Below are 19309 nucleotides of genomic sequence, written 5' to 3'. Positions count from 1 at the left end.
GATGGTGAAAAACAAGTATATAATCGATATGGACTTCATGCAACTTATACTTATAACAGTAAAACGGACAAAGTGTTTTTAATATCAACAGTTAAAAGACATAAATATCCGTTATATTATTCAGGATGAAAAAATAATCCATTGAAATCAACTCTTTTTTTCAAATTCTGTGATCAAACCTAATCCACAAAACAGAATAAAGCAAGAGTGTCGCAGGAGTGAATTAAATACAGATTCGATGATCACACAATAAATTTCAGATGGTTCTCTTCAATACAGATTCTTTACCCTTCCTTTACCCTTTGCTTACCCCTAGAGTAACTGAAGGGTAAAGGAAGGGTAAAGGAAGGGTAAAGGAAGTACGAATGAAATAGGGGTAAGATCTATTTTAAATAAGACATCATAAAAAAAAGAAAAGGCTACTTCAAATGAGTAGCCCTTTCCAAATCTAACTGTTTAAAAGAGAAAGATCCTCTTAATACATGAAATCCCATGGTGGTAATACCACAGGCTTCTTCTTCAAGATATCCAAACTCTTTTGATCCAAATATTTTTTCTTGATCACAATACGGAACATATAGTTATCGAACCAAGCATCAGAGAAAGTCAAATAACCTCTATGACCACTGCTTGCTCCCCAACTATTTTCGAACTGCCACTTCGTAGATTTACCATTGTCATCTACATCCACTGCAACAAGAGTCATCGCATGAGAAGAACCACTATCACGAGTATAGATACGATCTTGTTTGTTCATTCCAAACTTCACACCATATACTGAGTCATAGTCATAGTTGTTTATATCTAGAATCCCACGCTTAGTATCACTCTGCTTGCCAACATCACAAGAAGCATACATTGCTTGGTTATCTTTAATACTTTCTACAGCAAATTGTTTGATCTCTTCGTTAGGAAGGTTAATATATTCCCAGTTAATACCCTCTTCTGTATTACGATAGTTACGTATCACGTATTTCTTGTAATAAGGACGAGTAGGGTCGTTCATGATCATAATATAATCATTCAACTGCTCTTTACCAATCACCTCGTCATAGAACGACTGAGGAGTATATTTCTTAAGCTCAGTAAGTTTTCCATCTTTGGTTTTAAAGCGCCATTCAAATTCTGATACAGGTTCTCCAAGGTTCAAACATAGCATACGGTAGATCCCTTTCATCATCTCCTTCTTTTGAGTATAAAGCTCACGCTTCTTTGCCCCATTTTCAGCAGCTTGTCTCAAACGAATTCCATCTTCACGCAGTTTGCGAACAATCAATTTGTTCATCCAACGCGTATTGTCACTCGAATGAGTTTCAGGCATTACACTTTTTGGAACAGCACCATACTTGCTAGCAACATTCACAAAAAGATTCCATACACCACCATCACCAATCACTTCATCAAAATACCAACGTACCTCACGATCTGTGATAGGTTTCTTCGATGTTTCAATGATATTGTTCAAAAATAGGTTTGACTTCTCAAACAGATCCCAGAAAGACAGGTATACTTGAGAAAACTCAAAAGAGCTAGTATTATAAGCATCCATCACCTTTGGACGAAAAACATTTAAACTAGTAAACAACCAACAACGTCCAGAGCTCTGCTGATCAGTAATGCCTTTTACATCTACTTTATATTTAAAATAGTGGTCAAATTTTCCTGCATTATCTCTGTTATATGCAATCTTTTTTACATCATTACTAGACAATGCGTTTTCCATTGCAGTCGTATAATTGTCTTTTTTGTACGACGCTTGAATGTCCTGAATATCTGACCTTGTCAACTCTCCTTGCTTTTGGGCAAATGAGATAGATGAAAGTGCCAATAAACATCCCAATCCAATACTCTTTTTCATCATAATGGTTGATTTAATTGTGTTCTTACTTTACAAATATGACCAATAAAAATACAACACAAAATGATATTATTCGCTATCCGAATTCTAAATTAAAAAATCAGGTTATTTAGACATGGTGTGTTTTATGACTTTTTGCCATAAAAGATCAAAGATATCATTCTTAAATACAACCAGATATAACTTGAATCAGATACTTGACTCCTGTTTCTAGATGGCCTTAAATAACTTATTTCACAAATTATTTTTTGTAAAGATATTCAGTTTTTGAAATAACATCTTATTACTTTAAGATGATAAAATAGAGTTTTGGATGACCTTGTGATCGTATAATAAATTACGACAATAGAAGAGTATATTTTATTCGAACAGTTTATTATTTTTTCTTATAAAGTAAGAGAAAGAGACAACCTCTTCTATCTAATCCACAGCAATATATCAAACAAAAAATGGAGTACCTAACACAAAGACATTCCATTCCGATCAATATATTTTCAAATGACAATTACATCAGCTGAAAAGAGAGTGGACATGTCGTAGCCACTCTAACTTTTTTCCCATGCTGTTCTCCAGGAATAAACTTAAGCATCTTTATGACTCGAATCGCTTCCTTATTCAGACTTTCCACTGCATCCTGATTGGCTTTTGAAGCCCTCACGGAACGAGCAACTCTTACATTAGACACAGAACCATCCTTCTCGATAACAAACTTTACAGATACTGTCCCTTCAACCTGCTTCTTTTGCGCAATTTTAGGGTATTTAAGGTTCTCACCGATAAAATCGGACATTACCTTTAATCCCCCTGGATATGATGGACTCTTTTCAACCTCTTCAAAGATTGGATCTTCTTTTGCTTGTGCTGTAACCTGGGCATCATGGAAAAGAGTAGAGGCAAAGAACAGGAATAAAACAGTTAGTAATTTTTTCATAATCTTTATTCGTTTAGATTTAACAATGGTCGCGGAACTTAAATTGTATATTAAATCCATTCACGACACATTCTACACCCTTGAATATAAGACTTTTCTAACATTAATTATGTAATTCAAAAACTCTAAATTGAGATAAAACACATTATAAAAACATATCGATAGAATCCTTTTTGAAAGTTAAATGATATTATTCATACATGATACAAATCAAGTATATTTTTATTGCATACTAAACTATTTAGGATGGGGGGGATCGTTAGTCAACCCTATATTGACCAGCAAGTAGCACTTCAGAAAAAGATACTGAAGCGTATGAAGGAGCTAAATATACAGCCTATTGTCCCTGCATTTTGGGGTATGATTCCACGAAGTGCAAAAGCTAAGTTCCCAAATGCGAAGATCATTGATCAAGGAAAGTGGGCAGGAGGATTCGACCGCCCACTATTTTTTAGAGCCAACAGACTCTCTTTACCATGCCATGACCAATACAAACTATACTGAAGTAAAGAAGATCTTTGGAGATGGTCTATATTTTTCAGGAGATTCATTTCATGAGCTTTTTGGTAGGGTAGACAATATTGATCTACCTAATTCTGGAGTCTCTTTGATCTCTGAGATGAAGAGACATGAACCCAATGCAAAGTGGGTATTTCAAGCATGGAGTGGAAATCCAAGAGACAAAATGATTGAAAAAGTAGATCCAGAAGACATTATCATTCTAGATTTAGATTGTGATAACCGTCCGCAATATAGATCTCGCAATGGTTGGAATAATTATCCTTGGATCTGGACATTTATCAACAACTTTGGTGGTAATGAAGGAATGTTTGGTAGATTAGATGTGATTGCAAACGAAGTACAGAAAGTGAAACAACAGCCACGCATTGCAAAGAATATCCAAGGAGTTGGATTCAATCCTGAAGCCATAGAAAATAATTCGATCATTTCGGATCTACTATATGATCTTCGATGGGAAGATATCGATTCGACACAGTTAACAACATGGGTAAATAAATATGCAAGTGCTCGTTATGGGGTGAATTATGCTCCGTTACAAGAAGCATGGCAAACACTTCGTCACACAAGTTATGGACAAAAACTTAGAAAAAATGAGAGTCAGCAAGGGACTACAGAATCAGTTCTATGTGCTCGTCCTCATCTAAATATCCGAAGCACCTCTTCATGGGGTACCAACAAAAGATATTATGATGGCATCGAGTTAATAAAACCATGGAGACAGTTTATGGAAGCAATTCCTGTTGTTGGAGAATCTAAAGCATTCGATTATGATATAGTAAATCTTCCCAAACAGGTTCTAGATGACTATGCACAGTCGCTATATGATGACCTTAAAGTAGCCGTAAAAGAGAACAACAAGCATCGTCTTCAGGAGGTCGAAACACTGTATATGATGCTATTTGATGATTTGGACAAGCTACTAAATACCCAACGTCACTTTATGATTGGACCTTGGATTGCATCCGCACGTAGCATGGAAACCAATGAGCAAGAGAAAGAACTTTTTGAATATCAATCCCGTACACTTCTTACAACATGGTCTTTCCAAGATTCAAATCTAAAAGATTACTCCTTTAGAGAGTGGAGAGGGATGATGAAAGATTTTTATAAACCTAGATGGATCGCGTTCTTTCAATCTCTTGAAACAAGAGAAAAGATAGGTTATTATAAGATGGAAGATGCATGAAACCACGCTACTAAATCGTATCCTACAGAGCCTATTGGAAAAAGTAGGATAGTTGTAAATCAGCTTTATAATAAATATTCGAATGTCATCACGCAACAGTATCACAAAGAGAAGGATTAATTTTTCGAAGAAGCTTCAGTGGATTAATTCCTAAACTACTTTAGGAATATCCACCAATCAAATCGAGTAGGTAGGGGGATTAGTTCCCCACCCTCTCACACCGTCGTACATACTCTCATATACGGCCGTTTCAATTAACTCTGAACTTTTCGGTAGCTAAGGCTCGTCCTTGTTTATTGACTCGTTTTACTTGCTTCCCCAATGATAGATTCGCGCCCTCTACGTGTTTACGATCTCCATATTGGTGTATAGTGTCCAGCCTCCGTTCCATGAACAGATCTAATTGGTACGCTATGTCTTGCTGATGCTCCATAAAATAAACGTTCGACTGACTGCTCCTTACGTTAATTGATTCAGACCTTCGTATTCCTAAAAAAAAGAAAACTACTATGTCTTCTGCTGACTTCTCACTCTTATAAGACCTATGGCCGATTGTCTCCTCTCGGTTTGTCACGGTTGCAACAGGTGGTGAGATCTCTCGGGATAAGGTAATAGACTTTCCTTGCGTATCGCCTGATTTACTGTATGGAGTTACGGTTGAATTTCGGGCGTTCCCAATCTATAGCTCGGTTGCCCGCTCCAAGTCAGCCTTATATCAGATTTCTGTACGTCAATATGTCAAGTTTGCTAATGGCTTCCTTCAGATTTGGAGTCACCTCCAACACCCTTGCCAATTGCTAATGTTTCCTATCAACTCGGCACATAGAGAGACTTACACTCTGCCAGACTATTTACCATGTCCGACATATAAAAAAAGGCTATTCAACTCATATTGAACAGCCTTTTTAAAAAGATATATTTTGTACTTACAATACCACACCCGTAACCTTCAAAATAGTAGTAGGTTGATTTGGATCATTTGAGATAAGTGTAATTGTTTTATATTGTTTTCCTTTCTTTCCATGAGAATTAAAGACCACTTCCATCTTAGTTGATTTTCCTGGAGCAATCATTTTAGTCTCAGGAGTTGCTACAGTACAACCGCATGAAGCTTTAATCTTATGAATAATAAGATTAGACTTTCCTTTATTCTTGATAACAAAAGTATGGCTAGCCTTCTCTCCTTGCTTAATAGTCTTGAAGTCAAACGCTTTAGTATCAAATCGAATTGAAGGAGCTTTAGCTCTCTCTTTTGCACTAAGTTTCGTAAAATCCTCTACGATGGTTGCACTAACTGCAATAGAATAACTATAGTCTTCTTTACCATTCATTTTAAGATATATTCTTCTTGAATCGTAACCAAAGACATTTGCCTTACTAGCATCATAAGTCACGAGGATCTTACCTTTTTGACCAGGTTCCACAGTTCTAGGCTCAAATTGAACCTCAACAAAAGAAGGTTTTCTTGCCAAATCAAGAGATACTGATTTATCCCCAAAGTTATAGAACTCCAAACTCTTCTTCACCACTTTGGTATTCAAAACTCTAGTGAAGGAGATATAATTTGTTGCCATGTTAATTAAGCCCACTTTGCGTGGAAATAATTCTTGAGGTGTTCTTTCTCTTCCTACAACTTCACCCATAATACGCAACATAATATTGCTATTTTCAGCGTTTGAAAATACTCTTACTGATTTAGTAAATGCACCTGGTCTGTTTGCAGGATCAAAAGTTACGGCTAGAACATCAGAACCTCCTGGTGGAATAGGTTTGCGTTTCCATACTGAATTGGTACAACCACAAGATGGTTGTGCATTCATAATCAACAATGGCGCTTTTCCAGTGTTCTTAAACTTAAAATTATAAGTTGTTTTACCATCTACTTCCTTTATTACACCATAATTATGTTCATATGTTTCAAACTCAATATGACTTTTTGGTGCCTGAGCAAACAGTACATTTGGTACTATAAGCATCAAAACAAAAAAAGATAAAAACTTCTTCATGTTAAAACTATTTTTTTATTTTCAAAGCTTTGTTAAAGGCTAAGTTTTAATTATTTATTGATTATCATTTATCATTAAAATCAAACGATACGAGCTGATGGTTTAACAATAAGGTATACAATAATACATTTTTATTCTTACAGAAAACACTTTATAATGAATTAATTTCATTATAAATAATATTATTTTCTATGAAACAAAAGTTACAATTTCGCCTTCAAGAGAAATAAATACAACATAGACTAAAAAAACAATATACAATACTGTCATCAAAACACCAATCTTTTTATCCACACAACCTCGTATTAACATAGCAGATATTGTAATCAAATTTATTACCAGAAGTATGATCCAAAGATCCACATTTAATTTACTCAAAAATGGTGTTAAAACGATAGGGCCACCTTGCACTAAGGTGTAAATGAGAATCGGTAAACCTAAAGCAAAAGAGATATCAAAAATATTACTCCCAATACAATTTGAAATCGCATCCCTATGATTTCCTTTCAAAGCATCTTTTACACTTAATATCGTATCAGGAACACTCGATGCTGCTGCACCTAGAATTAAAGACACAAATACAGTAGGCAGACCTAAACCATTAAGTTCTAGTCCAGCAAAATGGTATGTATTTGATCCGATCTGTTCTATTGCATATACCAAGAGCCATGTACCTATAGAAACGACAAGAACAGTATATATCAAATATATAATTGCAGTATTACGACTTGTTTTTCGATGAGGAAACATAAGACTAATAAAGTCTAAAGAGATAAATCTCTTCCATTTTGAGACCTCCATCTCAATTTCATATTCATCTGAGTTTATTTGGACACAATCTTTTTTAGATCTTTTTAATTCCAAATAGATAATAAAGAGATAGATAAGGTAACTTAAGGTTAGAAGTAATCCATGATACCATCGAATTAATTGTTCCGAAAGAATGGCAAGCAATAGAATATTGATTATAGGCAATGATATACCATCTCTCAACACAATCTTTCTTGACAAAGTAATAGTGGTATCCATCTTACGGAATTTGAGGGTCCACATAATTGCAATTGGAATAACTAATAAATTGAATATAGCACTCCCTGCTGTGATACCTATCCCTCCTGATAGACCACTACTATTGTCTAAATAAAATAGGAAAATAAGCGTTGATAAAAACTCAGGCATAGAACTACCTATAGCATTTATCGTAGCTCCTTTGATTCCTTCTGACAGATTTCGTCCTAAATAAGAAGCTGCTCCATCAAAAAGATCAGTCCCTTTCCAAATTATATAACTACTAATAGTAATGATTAATAAAGGAATCATTAAACCTAAAACTGTTGACATAACTTTCTCCTAAAGTGCATTTATATGACTCACGGCATAACGAATCCAAACATTCTTAGTATCCGCCGTTATTGAATATAAAGATAAAAAGAAAGAGCAACTTAATTAAGTTGCTCTTTCTTTTTATTGTTAAAAGTATCTATTATTTGATACGGATAGTCTGATCTCTATTTGGTCCAACTGAAACAATTGTTACAGGGACATCGATATAATCCTCGATAAATTTCACGTAATCATTCAATTCCTTAGGTAATGCCTCCTTACTAGTCACACCTGTCAAATCACATTTCCATCCTGGTAGTGACTCATAAACAGGCTCTAACGACTCAGTAATCTCATATGGAAAATCAACGGTCTCTTCCCCATCAATTTTATATTTGGTACATACCTTAATCTGATCGAAAGTATCTAATACGTCAGCCTTCATCATAATAAGCTCTGTTGCACCATTGACCATAATAGCATATTTTAATGCAACAAGATCTAACCAACCACATCGTCTTTCACGACCTGTAGTAGACCCGAACTCATGACCAAAGTCACGCAAAGCTTTGCCATCAGCATCAAATAACTCGGTAGGGAAAGGTCCCATTCCAACACGAGTACAATACGCTTTAAAGATACCGAATACATTGCCAATTTTATTAGGAGCAATCCCCAAACCAGTACAAGCTCCAGCTGAGATAGTATTGGATGAGGTAACAAATGGGTAAGAACCAAAATCAACATCTAAAAGAGTACCTTGAGCTCCTTCAGCAATGACGCTTTTACCTTCTTTCATCATTTGGTTCAACATGTGATCGCTGTCTACCAATTGGAATTTACGAAGTGTCTCAATGGAAGCCAACCACTCTTTCTCGTAAGACTCTAGAGTTTCTTTATAATCATATTGATAATACTTCTCAAGTAATTCAATATGTTGCGAAACCAACTTTTGATACTTCTCTTCAAAATTATGAAGGATATCTCCTACACGAAGTCCATCTCTACCAATTTTGTCTCTATAAGTTGGGCCAATCCCTTTTAAAGTAGATCCAATCTTTGCTTTTCCTTTTGCCGCTTCAGAAGCTGCATCAAGTAAACGATGAGATGGTAGAATTAAATGAGCTTTTTTAGATATGATAAGGGTTTTAGTAATATCAATACCTAGTTTTTCAATCCCTTCAATTTCCTTCTTGAATATCACCGGGTCCATTACTACTCCGTTTCCAATCAAGTTCATCTTGTTTTCTCTAAAGATGCCTGACGGAATGGTGTGTAGCACATGTTTAATGTTGTTAAACTCTAGAGTATGTCCTGCATTTGGACCTCCTTGGAAACGAGAGATAACATCGTACTGCGGTGTTAAAACGTCAACAAGTTTTCCTTTTCCTTCGTCTCCCCATTGAAGACCTAATAAAACGTCGACTTTCATTTTTATTTTTCTGAGTTATTTGCAAAAAATTACAGACAAAATTAATAATTGTTTTGAAATATATTACAAGCTATTAACACAGTTTATACAATTCGTATAGTCTAAGCCTTATTTTAGAATAAACTTCATTTCATTTCAGAAATAGACAATCATACATATAGAAGAACCAAATGACCATAAGTAAACTAACAATCAAAACATTACAACACACATATCACTTTACATTAACTCCTACAACTTTATGGTTTAAATAATTGTAAACATTTTCAGATATATTCATAAAAAGACAATTTGCATCGTTTAGGGATAAAGAGATAATTAAATAAAAAACAACTCCTTCATAAAAGAGTACTATGATGAACAGTCATCCAGCTAGACAGACGTGGCAGCAAATCGAAAATTGCTTCTCATGTACAAAAACACTATATTTGTTTAGCATAGGAAAGATATTATTCAAAGATGGTTAGAACAGTTGTTGTCATTATCTTACTCCATTTAACAGCATTATTTGGATATGGACAAGGAAAAGTAAAGAACCTTTCAGGAAGAGGGGTTTATGGCAAGTATAGGGTCTATGATGGTAGTTATATGGGATATAAAAAATTCCCAATAGATGCCAACAGAAAAGAGGTACAGATTCTTATTCTTGACGATAATAATATCGAAGAGATTCCTAATTGGATTGCTTTTTTACCGAATCTAAAAGTTCTATCTTTGAGTCCACTCCGAAAACCTTACGCCTAATATAATATATTGTTAATTAAAGTGTTATATTTATGGTATTAAGAACAATAATAATCCAAAATGTTTAAACGTAGTCCTGCCAACAAACAACTAGATATGTTTGATAGTCCCTCAATAATTGAAGGATTACCATCTCGTGCATCAAATATCTATCATGATGACAATCATTGGCACAATCAATTTAGAAAGCTCGTTGTTTATCAGATAAGTGAGGATATTTTTGCGCCGATCTATTGTCAAGATAATGGATGTCCCAACTATCCTATTCGTATTCTTGTTGGTATGATGATTTTGAAAGAAGGTGCTGGTATAAGTGATGAAATGTTGTTTGAAAACTGTCAATTCAATCTACTTTACCGATCAGCGTTAGGACTTTTACATGCTTCTGATTCTATTCCTGCACAATCTACTTATTATAAGTTTAGACAACAAGTAAAAGAATATAATGAGAAGAATGAATCTGATTTATTTGAAGATGTTTTTACACAAATCACTTCTTCTCATATAGAAATACTTGGCATTAAGAGTGATACTATAAGAATGGATAGCAAACTGCTGAATAGCAACATAAAATGGCTTTCTCGATATAGTCTAATACATGAGACATTGTCCTTGTTTCTGACAAAAGGTTGCAATAATTTTAATTTCTCTGATGATCTTAAACCTCATATTTCAGATGTGGTCTCAACAGATGGAGATAAGGTTGTTTATCGCAATTCAACAGATTCAATTAAACAAAAGATCGTGGATCTTGGGATACTCATTTCAAATATTCTTAATGAATATACTGGACCTGCCAATAGTTATTACGATAATCTATTACGTCTATTTAAAGAGCAGTTTTTCAAAGATGATCAGGGAGTTACCACTCCAATAAAAGGAGAAGATTTATCTGCAAAGAACATGCAAACTCCGTTTGATACGGACTGTGATTATAGAAATAAAGCAGGTGATAAATGCAAAGGGTATTCAGCTAATTTGACAGAAGTAGTTGGAGACAATGGACTTCCTAATATCATTACTTCTATACAAGTAGAAAAAGTATCTCATTCGGACACTGCTCATTTTAAGGGATCAATAGAGAGGACACAAGAAGTATTGGGATATAATGTAATAAACATTCATGCAGATGGGGCTTATAATAGTGAGGAAAATCAAGAATATTGTGCAGAAAACAACCAACACCTATATCTACATGCCATACAAGGTAAAGAAGGACGATTTCGGTTTAGTTTAGAGGCACAAGTTCTAAAAGTGTTTGATAATAAGCATCAACGGTATGTTGATTATACAAAATACAAAGGAAAAGATGAGTTAGATAGATATAAAATATATTTAGAAGAAGGCAAGTTTCGCTATTTTAAATTGACTGAGGTTGAGAAAAGTCTTTTAAGGCAAAGAATAAAAGAAACCCCAATAGAAAAGCTTCAAATAAGGAATAATGTAGAAGCGAGTATTTTTCAATTAGGTTTTCATTGTAATGGAAAAAACACTGTCTATAGAGGATTGATAAAACATCAAATGTGGGCAGTAGCTAGATCATTATGGGTGAATTTTGTTCGAATAGTAAAATACTATTCCGAACTAAACATTTCGATGGTCATAAACATGCTTAAATGTAAATTGTGTGATCTTTTTATTGCGAAAATGACTTTATTAGAAAGTGTTATTGTTACTAAGATTCAGATTCAGTTTTGTAGACTAAAAAGTCCCAAAATACGCATAATCCTATAATTCCATAAAAGGGGTTCTCGTGGGGGACTCATCTTTAAGAAATAACAAATTAAAAAGCATAAACAGAGCCATTGTTGAATGTTCAAAACTAGAAGTTCTATTACTCAGTGGGAATAATGAACTGAACGACCTTCCAGTTTTATGGTCTTGTCCAAACCTTCGACTTATAAATGTTGTAAATACGGGGATACACGAACCACCAAATTACATCCCAATGATGGAAAAATTACGTTATTTCAAATACACTAAACTTCCTCGCAAAAGAAAGAATAAGAAGTAATAAGGTGTTATTTTTTACCTTTACTTATTTAGAAAATATGGCATTAGACTCGATACGCAACGACGACGAATTACGCCTTAATCTTACCTCATTAGATGGGAAAGGTTACATGGCATATAAAAATATATCTGGGAAATATCACTATAAAAGAGAGGGGTTTACTTTGTCCATTGACCATGTGCAGAGCGACCCTTTTGCATCTCCTAGTAGACTAAGAATCATTATTAATCGTGATAAATTTGGTTTCCCAAAAAAAATCGATTGTAATCGTAGTCGACGAATTGGCTTTTGTGATTTCATCACTCGTAGGTTTGCTAAAGCAATCTACCATTTCACACAAGGACATAGAGGGAGTGGAAAGAGTGGTCGTATTAGCATTGATTCACCCCACCAAGAGATACTAGATAGAACAAGTGTTATTGCTACAGACACAGATATTGAAGTCCGATTCACCGTTGGTTTGCCAGCTTATGGACGAAACATTGCTGCCCAAGAGGCTCTTGCAATATTCTTTGACGAGATACCTATCTTAGTAGAAGAAACGTTACTTTATGAAAACTTTGATGTATCACTTCTTTTGGAATATATCGAAGTAAACGAAGATGCGGATTATTTAAGATCTGAATTAAAAAACTTAGGACTCGTATCTTTTATTGCAAACCAATCCATGTTGCCAAGAATGAGTGGTATTGACGACAGACCTTCCGACAGTGAGTCAGTGGTTCCATTTGTTTCTCCTATTTCTTATGAAGTGAGTGTCAATGTTCCTAATGCTGGTAAAATATGGGGCATGGGTATTCCTGAAGGAGTAACAGTTATTGTCGGAGGAGGCTTTCATGGCAAGTCAACACTCTTAAAAGCCATCGAATTAGGTGTATATAATCACAGACCAGGTGATGGAAGAGAGAGAGTTGTGACGAGAAAGGATGCCATGAAAATAAAAGCAGAAGAGGGAAGATGGGTACACCATGTTGATATCTCTTCTTTCATTCACCATCTACCTCAGAAGATGAATACGGAATGTTTCTCCACTCCTAATGCTTCTGGATCTACCTCGCAAGCAACCAATATTGTGGAAGCCCTTGAATCGGGTACAGATCTTTTAATTCTTGATGAAGATAGTTCTGCTACAAATTTTATGATTCGTGATGGACAGATGGAACGTTTGGTTCCAAGACAAAAAGAGCCAATCACACCATTCATTCAACATGTAAGAAATCTATACGATCAGTTAAACTGTTCTACCATTCTTGTTATGGGAGGGTCTGGAGACTATTTTTCTCAGGCAGATCATGTTATTTGTATGGAAGAGTATAATGCAATGGATGTGACTATTCAGGCACATGATATTGCACAAACAGGTCCAGCAATTGTCAAAGCATCAAAACCGAAACAATTCTTTAATTCACGAATTCCATCGCCTTTAATATTGGAAGGGTTCAAACATAAAGGAGCTCGAAAAGTAAAGCCAATTAGTAAAACAAAAATACTCTTCGGGACCAATGAAGTAGATCTAACACATTTAGATCAGATGGTTTCCGAAAGTCAACTAAGAAGTATCAGTGATAGTTTGATTTATGCTTTAAAATATCTGGATGGGAAAAGAAGTTTAAATCAAATTGCAGACCTTATCATTACAGATCTTGAAACAAAAGGACTTAATATCCTAGGCCCTCAAGGAATAGGTAGCTATGCCATGTTTCGCAAGCAAGAACTAATGGCTGCATTCAACAGGCTAAAAGGAATAAAATATACATATGATTCAGAATAGTTAAACTATTCTGAATCATTCACAAACCCTATCCTTTCAGTCCATGAAAGTGTGCCAATCCCCCTTCAGATGTTTCTTTATATAGATGAGGTAGGTCATCTCCAGTTTGCTTCATTGTTTTAGTTACTTTATCAAAACTGATCATATGACGACCATCTGATAACATTGCATAATTCTTATGACTCAAAGCCCTTGCTGCGGCAAATGCATTTCTTTCGATACAAGGAACTTGTACAAGTCCAGCAATTGGGTCACAAGTAAGCCCCAGATGATGCTCTAATCCCATCTCTGCAGCATACTCTATCTGAAATATCGAACCACCACTTAGTTGAGTTGCGGCTGCGGAAGCCATAGCACAAGCAGTTCCAACTTCTCCTTGACACCCTACTTCAGCTCCAGAGATAGATGCATTTTTCTTGACAAGCGTTCCAATCAAGCCAGCTGTTGCTAATGCTCTTATAACACGAACATCAGATAATTTTTCATATTTCTGCATATGAAAAAGAACGGAAGGGACAACCCCACAAGCTCCACAAGTAGGGGCGGTAACAATCTGCCCTCCTCCAGCATTCTCTTCTGAAACAGCCAATGCAAAAGCGTAGACCATCGATCTCTTTTTCATGGTCCTTTCAAAATTGCGTGCCTTAGTATAATAGCTTGCCGCTTTACGAGGATATTTGATTATTCCTGGCAATGTTCCTTCGGCATCAAGACCTCTTTCAATCGCTGATTTCATTACCTCCCAAACCTCTTCTAAGTAACTCCAAACCTCCTTCGATTCATACTCTTCGACAAATTCCCATATTTGCTTTCCGTTATCATAGCACCATTTCAGAATCTCATCCATGGTTGATAATGGATAAATAGATGGGGTAGCACCTTGTGTTATATCATCTACTACAGCACCACCTCCAATAGAATAACAAGTCCATGATTTTGTCCAACTGCCATCTACGAAGACTTCAAATTTCATTCCATTCGGATGCTCTGGAAGAAAAACATCAGGTTCCCATAAAACCTCTATCTTACGATCCTCAAATACTTTTTCTACAGCCCAATCCGTAAGGTGGCCTTTACCTGTTGCAGCCAAACTGCCATATAGAGTAACACGAAAATGATCATAATTTTCAAAACGACCCTTATACATCTCGGCTGCTTTCATTGGTCCCATCGTATGACTTGACGAAGGTCCATTTCCAATACGAAAAATCTCTCTAATAGATTCCATCTGTCTTATTGTGTATGATTCTTAGAATTCGTTTGCAAGAAACAACTAATTGCACGAACCACAAAATAGTATCAGTTGTTTGATTACAAATCAATTAAAATAAAAGAATAGATCATTATTCGGTAAACTATCACCATATACAGACAATCTTTATTTGAGATATTGAAAAATAAATTCAAGGAAGATACTTATCAATATTCAACTAAAACGATCTTATTCATAATACTTCTGGAAGTGTCGAGTCAACAAATAAAAAGAGGTAAATAAGGTACTAGTCCGCTCCTTGACTACGAACCAATGGGTAACCAAAGAGAGATGGAAACTAGGTCAAAAAGTCTTTTACTTTAAGAGTTCGAAAGAAAAAGACCATCATATTAAAAAACGATTTACCCCTCTTTCGATATCGGCCTCCACCGATATATAGATTGTCATTCTTACATTTTGCCAAACCATTACTACCTCAAAATAGGAATCATAAGTCATAGTTGGATTATATAAAAAATGCGTTACCCTGACAATTCAAGATAACGCATTTAAAATCTTATGAAAAAGATCTATCTGTTATGCATCTGCATATCCACTAATTTTCGATAGATATTATTGGCATCATAAAGCGATTTATGGGTTCCCATCTCCACAATTTCTCCTTTATCAAATACACAAATAAGATCTGCATTACGAATCGTTGAAAGACGGTGTGCAACCACGATAGAGGTTCTATTCTTCATCAGGTTATCTAGAGCTTGTTGAACAAGTACTTCACTCTCTGTATCCAGGGCAGAAGTAGCCTCATCTAGAATCATAATTGGAGGATTCTTTAGAACTGCTCGAGCAATAGAGACACGCTGACGTTGTCCCCCAGACAATTTACTTCCTCGATCTCCGATATTTGATTCATATCCATCTTCTGTTGCAATGATAAATTCATGTGCATTTGCAACTTTTGCAGCATCAATTACCTGCTCTATAGTTGCATCCTCAACCCCAAAAGTAATGTTGTTGTAAAAACTATCATTAAAAAGAATCGGCTCTTGATTCACATTCCCCATTAAATCTCGCAATGAATGAGAAGTAAAATCACGAATATCCACCCCATCAATAGTAATCTTGCCTTCAACAACATCCCAAAAACGAGGAAGAAGATCCACGAGTGTCGATTTGCCAGATCCAGACTGACCTACAAATGCAACCGTCTGTCCTTTCTTAATCTCTACATCGACATTTTTAAGGACAAAAGGACCGTTGTCTTTATATTTGAAGGATACATTATCATACTTGATATGCTCTTTAAAATCATCTTTTGCAATTATCTTTGTTCCATCGACCACTTTCACCTCTGCATTAAGGATTGCATCAATACGTTCCATCGAAGCCATTCCCTTCTGGATACTATACAAGGCAGTACTAAAAGCTTTAGCAGGATTAATGATAGAGTAGAAGAAAACAAGATAAGTAATAAACTCTTCAGGAGCCAAAGGAGACTCAGAACCCATCAAAACAAGACTACCACCATACCAGAGTACGATAACAATCACGGCAGTTCCAAGAAATTCACTCATCGGATGAGCCAGTGCTCTTCTCCACATAAGACCATTCATGATATTTCTCAGGTCATTACTCTCCTCATAGAAACGAGCACGAACAGACTTTTCTGCATTAAAAGCTTGGATAATCCTTAATCCTGTTAATGTCTCTTCTATTCTAGAAAGAATCTCACCCATCTTATTTTGTCCTTTCATGGATGGCTTCTTCAAGCTTTTACCAACTCTTCCGATAAAATAACCTACCACTGGAAGCAAAACAAAAACAAAAATGGTCAATTGCCAACTCATCGCAATCATTACGGAAAGAGACACTAAAATTATAACAGGATTCTTAAAAAACATCTCTAGAGAGTTCATCACCGAAGCTTCAACCTCTGAGACATCCCCCGTCATACGCGCAATAATATCCCCTTTTCTCTCCTCTGAGAAGAAACCAATAGGAAGACTTGTTACCTTATTGTATAAATCGACACGAATATCACGAACTACATTATTTCTTAAAGGAACCATCACATATATGGCTAAATAGGTAAACCCTACTTTCAAGAACACCATAAAAAGCATAAAAAGACCTATAAGTAAAAGTACACTAGAAGCATCTGAAGAGACAATTAACTGACTTACATAGTAGTTCAAATGCATCTTCAAACTATCGATGGAAGTCCAAGATAGCGGTCCCGGATCTGATACCATCTTCTGTGTTTTAAAAAGAACCCCTAAAATAGGGCTAAAAGAGGCAAAGGATATTGCACCGAAAAATGCACCTAAGACATTGTACAAAAAAGTTAAAAACACCTTACCTTTATATGGTATAAGGTAACGTTTAAAGACGTCTAAAATATATTTCATGTTTATTACCTAAAGTCGATATTATTCCAAACATATAAAATAAGAAACTCTTACGAATAGCAGTAAGGACTTATCTAAATTACACAGTCACAAAAATAATATAATTCTGTGAAGTATGCTGTTGAATTAAACGAATCGTACGATTTCTTCAAAAATAGTCTCGTTTTATAACCCTCAAAACAAGTCTATCAATCCAAAATGATTTTGCTATATTTGTATTCACAATTTCAAGAATATTCAATCATTATTTCGTATTAATGAACCATACAAAAAACTCCTCCGTTCTATTAGACAAAGCAGTGGAAGAGTTCTCTCAACTTCCAGGAATAGGAAAACAGACTGCACTTAGGCTGGCTCTACATCTTCTAAAAAAAGGAGAATCTACCATGACACGTTTTGGACAAACATTTATCGAAATGGGAACCAATATTCAGAAGTGTAAAATATGCCAGAATATCTCCGACACAGAAGTATGCAGTATATGTAGCGATTCTGAAAGAGATATAAAAACAATTTGTATCGTTGAAAACATTCGTGACGTACTCTCAATTGAAAATACAAATCAATTCAGTGGAAGGTATCACGTTCTCGGCGGAACCATATCTCCAATGGATGGTATTGGCCCTTCGGATCTAGAGATAGACACTCTTATCTCACGTGTTCAAAATGAACCGATTCAAGAAATTATCTTAGCACTTAGTACCACGATGGAGGGGGATACCACAAACTTCTTTCTTTTCAAAAAACTAAACCAGTATGATATTAAAATATCTGTTTTGGCAAGAGGTGTCTCTGTGGGAGATGAGCTATACTATACTGATACAGTCACATTAGGTAAATCTATTGCAAATAGAGCTACCTTTGATCCTTCATTTTAATCATCATTTATGCAGTCATTTTTCAACTCTAAAAATACAAATCTACGCCCAGTAGAACCATCTGATATAGATCATCTATACCTTTGGGAAAATGATACGAACCTATGGGAAGTCGGGCAAACAACCATTCCATTCTCAAGATTTACTCTTGAACAGTATGTGAATACCATTCAAGACGACATATTCGTAGCACAGCAACTCAGACTTATTATCGAAGACAGCCATACAATGGAGATCGTAGGAGCAGTAGATCTTTATGACTTTGATCCACGTCACAGCAGAGTGGGTGTGGGTATCCTGATTTATGCAGCAAAAGATAGGAATAAAGGGTATGCACTAGAAGCTTTAGTAGCTGTAGAAAAATATGTATTTCATTTCTTAGGCCTTCATCAGCTTTATGCAACAGTTGCCGAGGACAATACTCCTAGCATAAATCTATTTACTAAATTAGATTATAATCACACATCCACAAAGAAAGATTGGACACGAAAAGGAGATCAATGGTTTGATCAACTTCTATTTCAGAAGATCAACTAAAAAAAATGGCTGTAAGGTGGTATTTCCGGAATGAAATTATATCGATGATTTTTTCGATCTAACTCACAACAATAGTGTACCAATCCATTGGTAACAACCAAGAAATCGACATTTAAATCTAGATTATAGTTTGCAATCTGATTGAACACATCTTGAGTAATCTTTACAGAGGAAGCCTTACACTCTACTGCAATAACTGGTTTTCGTGAAGGCGTAAACGCAACAATATCACTCCTGCGATCAAGACCATGAACCGTGGTTGCATACTCTAAAACAATAAGTGATGGTGGATACTTCAGATGTGATACCATATAGTGAGCAAAATGCTGACGAACCAACTCTTCTGGTGTAAGTCTCACATATTTTAAACGAAAGATATCCCACACATAAGGTTTATCTCTCTTTTTACAGCCCTTTAATCTTGCTTTCGGAAGATTTAATTCAGTCATTTCTGTTCTTTTTTATGATTGACAAGTTGTATTATTT

The 19309-nt window shown here is 35.4% G+C and carries 15 protein-coding genes; 7 read left to right on the top strand and 8 right to left on the bottom strand.

What is annotated here, in order from left to right; genetic code table 11:
* Positions 1–475: 475 nt before the first annotated feature.
* Together K4L44_00885 and K4L44_00880 are read right to left on the bottom strand one after the other, a co-directional pair.
* Positions 476–1861, bottom strand: coding sequence for a C1 family peptidase (locus K4L44_00885; GenBank protein ID QZE14454.1), 1386 nt, complete (start codon positions 1859–1861; stop codon positions 476–478).
* Between the two features lie 502 nt (positions 1862–2363).
* The gene (locus tag K4L44_00880; protein ID QZE14453.1) at positions 2364–2789 is read right to left on the bottom strand and encodes an energy transducer TonB; all 426 of its coding nucleotides are present in this window, start codon (positions 2787–2789) and stop codon (positions 2364–2366) included.
* Between the two features lie 246 nt (positions 2790–3035).
* Between K4L44_00880 and K4L44_00875 the strand changes: the two genes are divergently transcribed.
* Both K4L44_00875 and K4L44_00870 read left to right on the top strand, forming a co-directional pair.
* Positions 3036–3293, top strand: coding sequence for a hypothetical protein (locus K4L44_00875; protein QZE14452.1), 258 nt, complete (start codon positions 3036–3038; stop codon positions 3291–3293).
* Positions 3184–4497 (top strand): alpha-N-acetylglucosaminidase, encoded by a 1314-nt coding sequence (locus K4L44_00870; GenBank protein ID QZE14451.1) that lies wholly within the window; start codon positions 3184–3186, stop codon positions 4495–4497. The genes K4L44_00875 and K4L44_00870 overlap by 110 nt, the downstream gene beginning before the upstream one ends.
* A 926-nt stretch (positions 4498–5423) precedes the next feature.
* On the opposite strand, the gene K4L44_00865 is transcribed toward K4L44_00870, so the two are convergent.
* From K4L44_00865 to K4L44_00855, 3 genes are all read right to left on the bottom strand, one after another.
* Entirely contained in the window at positions 5424–6503 is a 1080-nt protein-coding gene (locus tag K4L44_00865) for a DUF1573 domain-containing protein (GenBank protein ID QZE14450.1), read from the bottom strand.
* 189 nt (positions 6504–6692) lie between these two features.
* Positions 6693–7844: a hypothetical protein gene (locus K4L44_00860; protein QZE14449.1), complete on the bottom strand. Its 1152-nt coding sequence runs from the start codon at positions 7842–7844 to the stop codon at positions 6693–6695.
* A gap of 142 nt (positions 7845–7986) precedes the next feature.
* Complete coding sequence (locus tag K4L44_00855; protein ID QZE14448.1) at positions 7987–9258, bottom strand: adenylosuccinate synthase; 1272 nt, start codon at positions 9256–9258, stop codon at positions 7987–7989.
* A 459-nt stretch (positions 9259–9717) separates the two neighbouring features.
* Between K4L44_00855 and K4L44_00850 the strand changes: the two genes are divergently transcribed.
* The 3 genes from K4L44_00850 to K4L44_00840 all read left to right on the top strand — a co-directional run bounded on the left by K4L44_00850 (position 9718) and on the right by K4L44_00840 (position 13787).
* The gene (locus tag K4L44_00850) at positions 9718–10002 is read left to right on the top strand and encodes a hypothetical protein (protein ID QZE14447.1); all 285 of its coding nucleotides are present in this window, start codon (positions 9718–9720) and stop codon (positions 10000–10002) included.
* Between the two features lie 60 nt (positions 10003–10062).
* Positions 10063–11736 (top strand): transposase, encoded by a 1674-nt coding sequence (locus K4L44_00845; protein QZE14446.1) that lies wholly within the window; start codon positions 10063–10065, stop codon positions 11734–11736.
* 317 nt (positions 11737–12053) lie between these two features.
* Positions 12054–13787, top strand: coding sequence for an ABC-ATPase domain-containing protein (locus K4L44_00840; protein ID QZE14445.1), 1734 nt, complete (start codon positions 12054–12056; stop codon positions 13785–13787).
* Positions 13788–13815: 28 nt separating this feature from the next.
* Here K4L44_00840 and K4L44_00835 read toward each other — a convergent pair whose 3' ends face one another.
* Positions 13816–15015, bottom strand: a complete 1200-nt coding sequence (locus K4L44_00835) for an L-serine ammonia-lyase (GenBank protein ID QZE14444.1) — start codon at positions 15013–15015, stop codon at positions 13816–13818.
* Between the two features lie 554 nt (positions 15016–15569).
* Positions 15570–17408 carry an ABC transporter ATP-binding protein/permease gene (locus tag K4L44_00830; GenBank protein ID QZE14443.1) on the bottom strand — a complete coding sequence of 613 codons (1839 nt, stop codon included), beginning with the start codon at positions 17406–17408 and terminating at the stop codon, positions 15570–15572.
* Positions 17409–17665: 257 nt separating this feature from the next.
* Between K4L44_00830 and recR the strand changes: the two genes are divergently transcribed.
* Positions 17666–18286 carry a recombination mediator RecR gene (gene recR / locus K4L44_00825; protein QZE14442.1) on the top strand — a complete coding sequence of 207 codons (621 nt, stop codon included), beginning with the start codon at positions 17666–17668 and terminating at the stop codon, positions 18284–18286.
* A gap of 9 nt (positions 18287–18295) precedes the next feature.
* Positions 18296–18823 (top strand): GNAT family N-acetyltransferase, encoded by a 528-nt coding sequence (locus tag K4L44_00820; protein ID QZE14441.1) that lies wholly within the window; start codon positions 18296–18298, stop codon positions 18821–18823.
* Here the strand turns inward: K4L44_00820 and K4L44_00815 are convergent.
* Positions 18820–19272: a type I restriction enzyme HsdR N-terminal domain-containing protein gene (locus K4L44_00815; protein ID QZE14440.1), complete on the bottom strand. Its 453-nt coding sequence runs from the start codon at positions 19270–19272 to the stop codon at positions 18820–18822. The two genes, K4L44_00820 and K4L44_00815, sit on opposite strands and share 4 nt — an antisense overlap.
* Between the last annotated feature and the right edge of the window lie 37 nt (positions 19273–19309).

The sequence above is a fragment of the Prolixibacteraceae bacterium genome (assembly GCA_019720755.1).
In the GTDB taxonomy this organism is placed as follows: domain Bacteria; phylum Bacteroidota; class Bacteroidia; order Bacteroidales; family Prolixibacteraceae; genus Halosquirtibacter; species Halosquirtibacter laminarini.
This window is presented reverse-complemented; position numbering and strand designations above follow the sequence as displayed.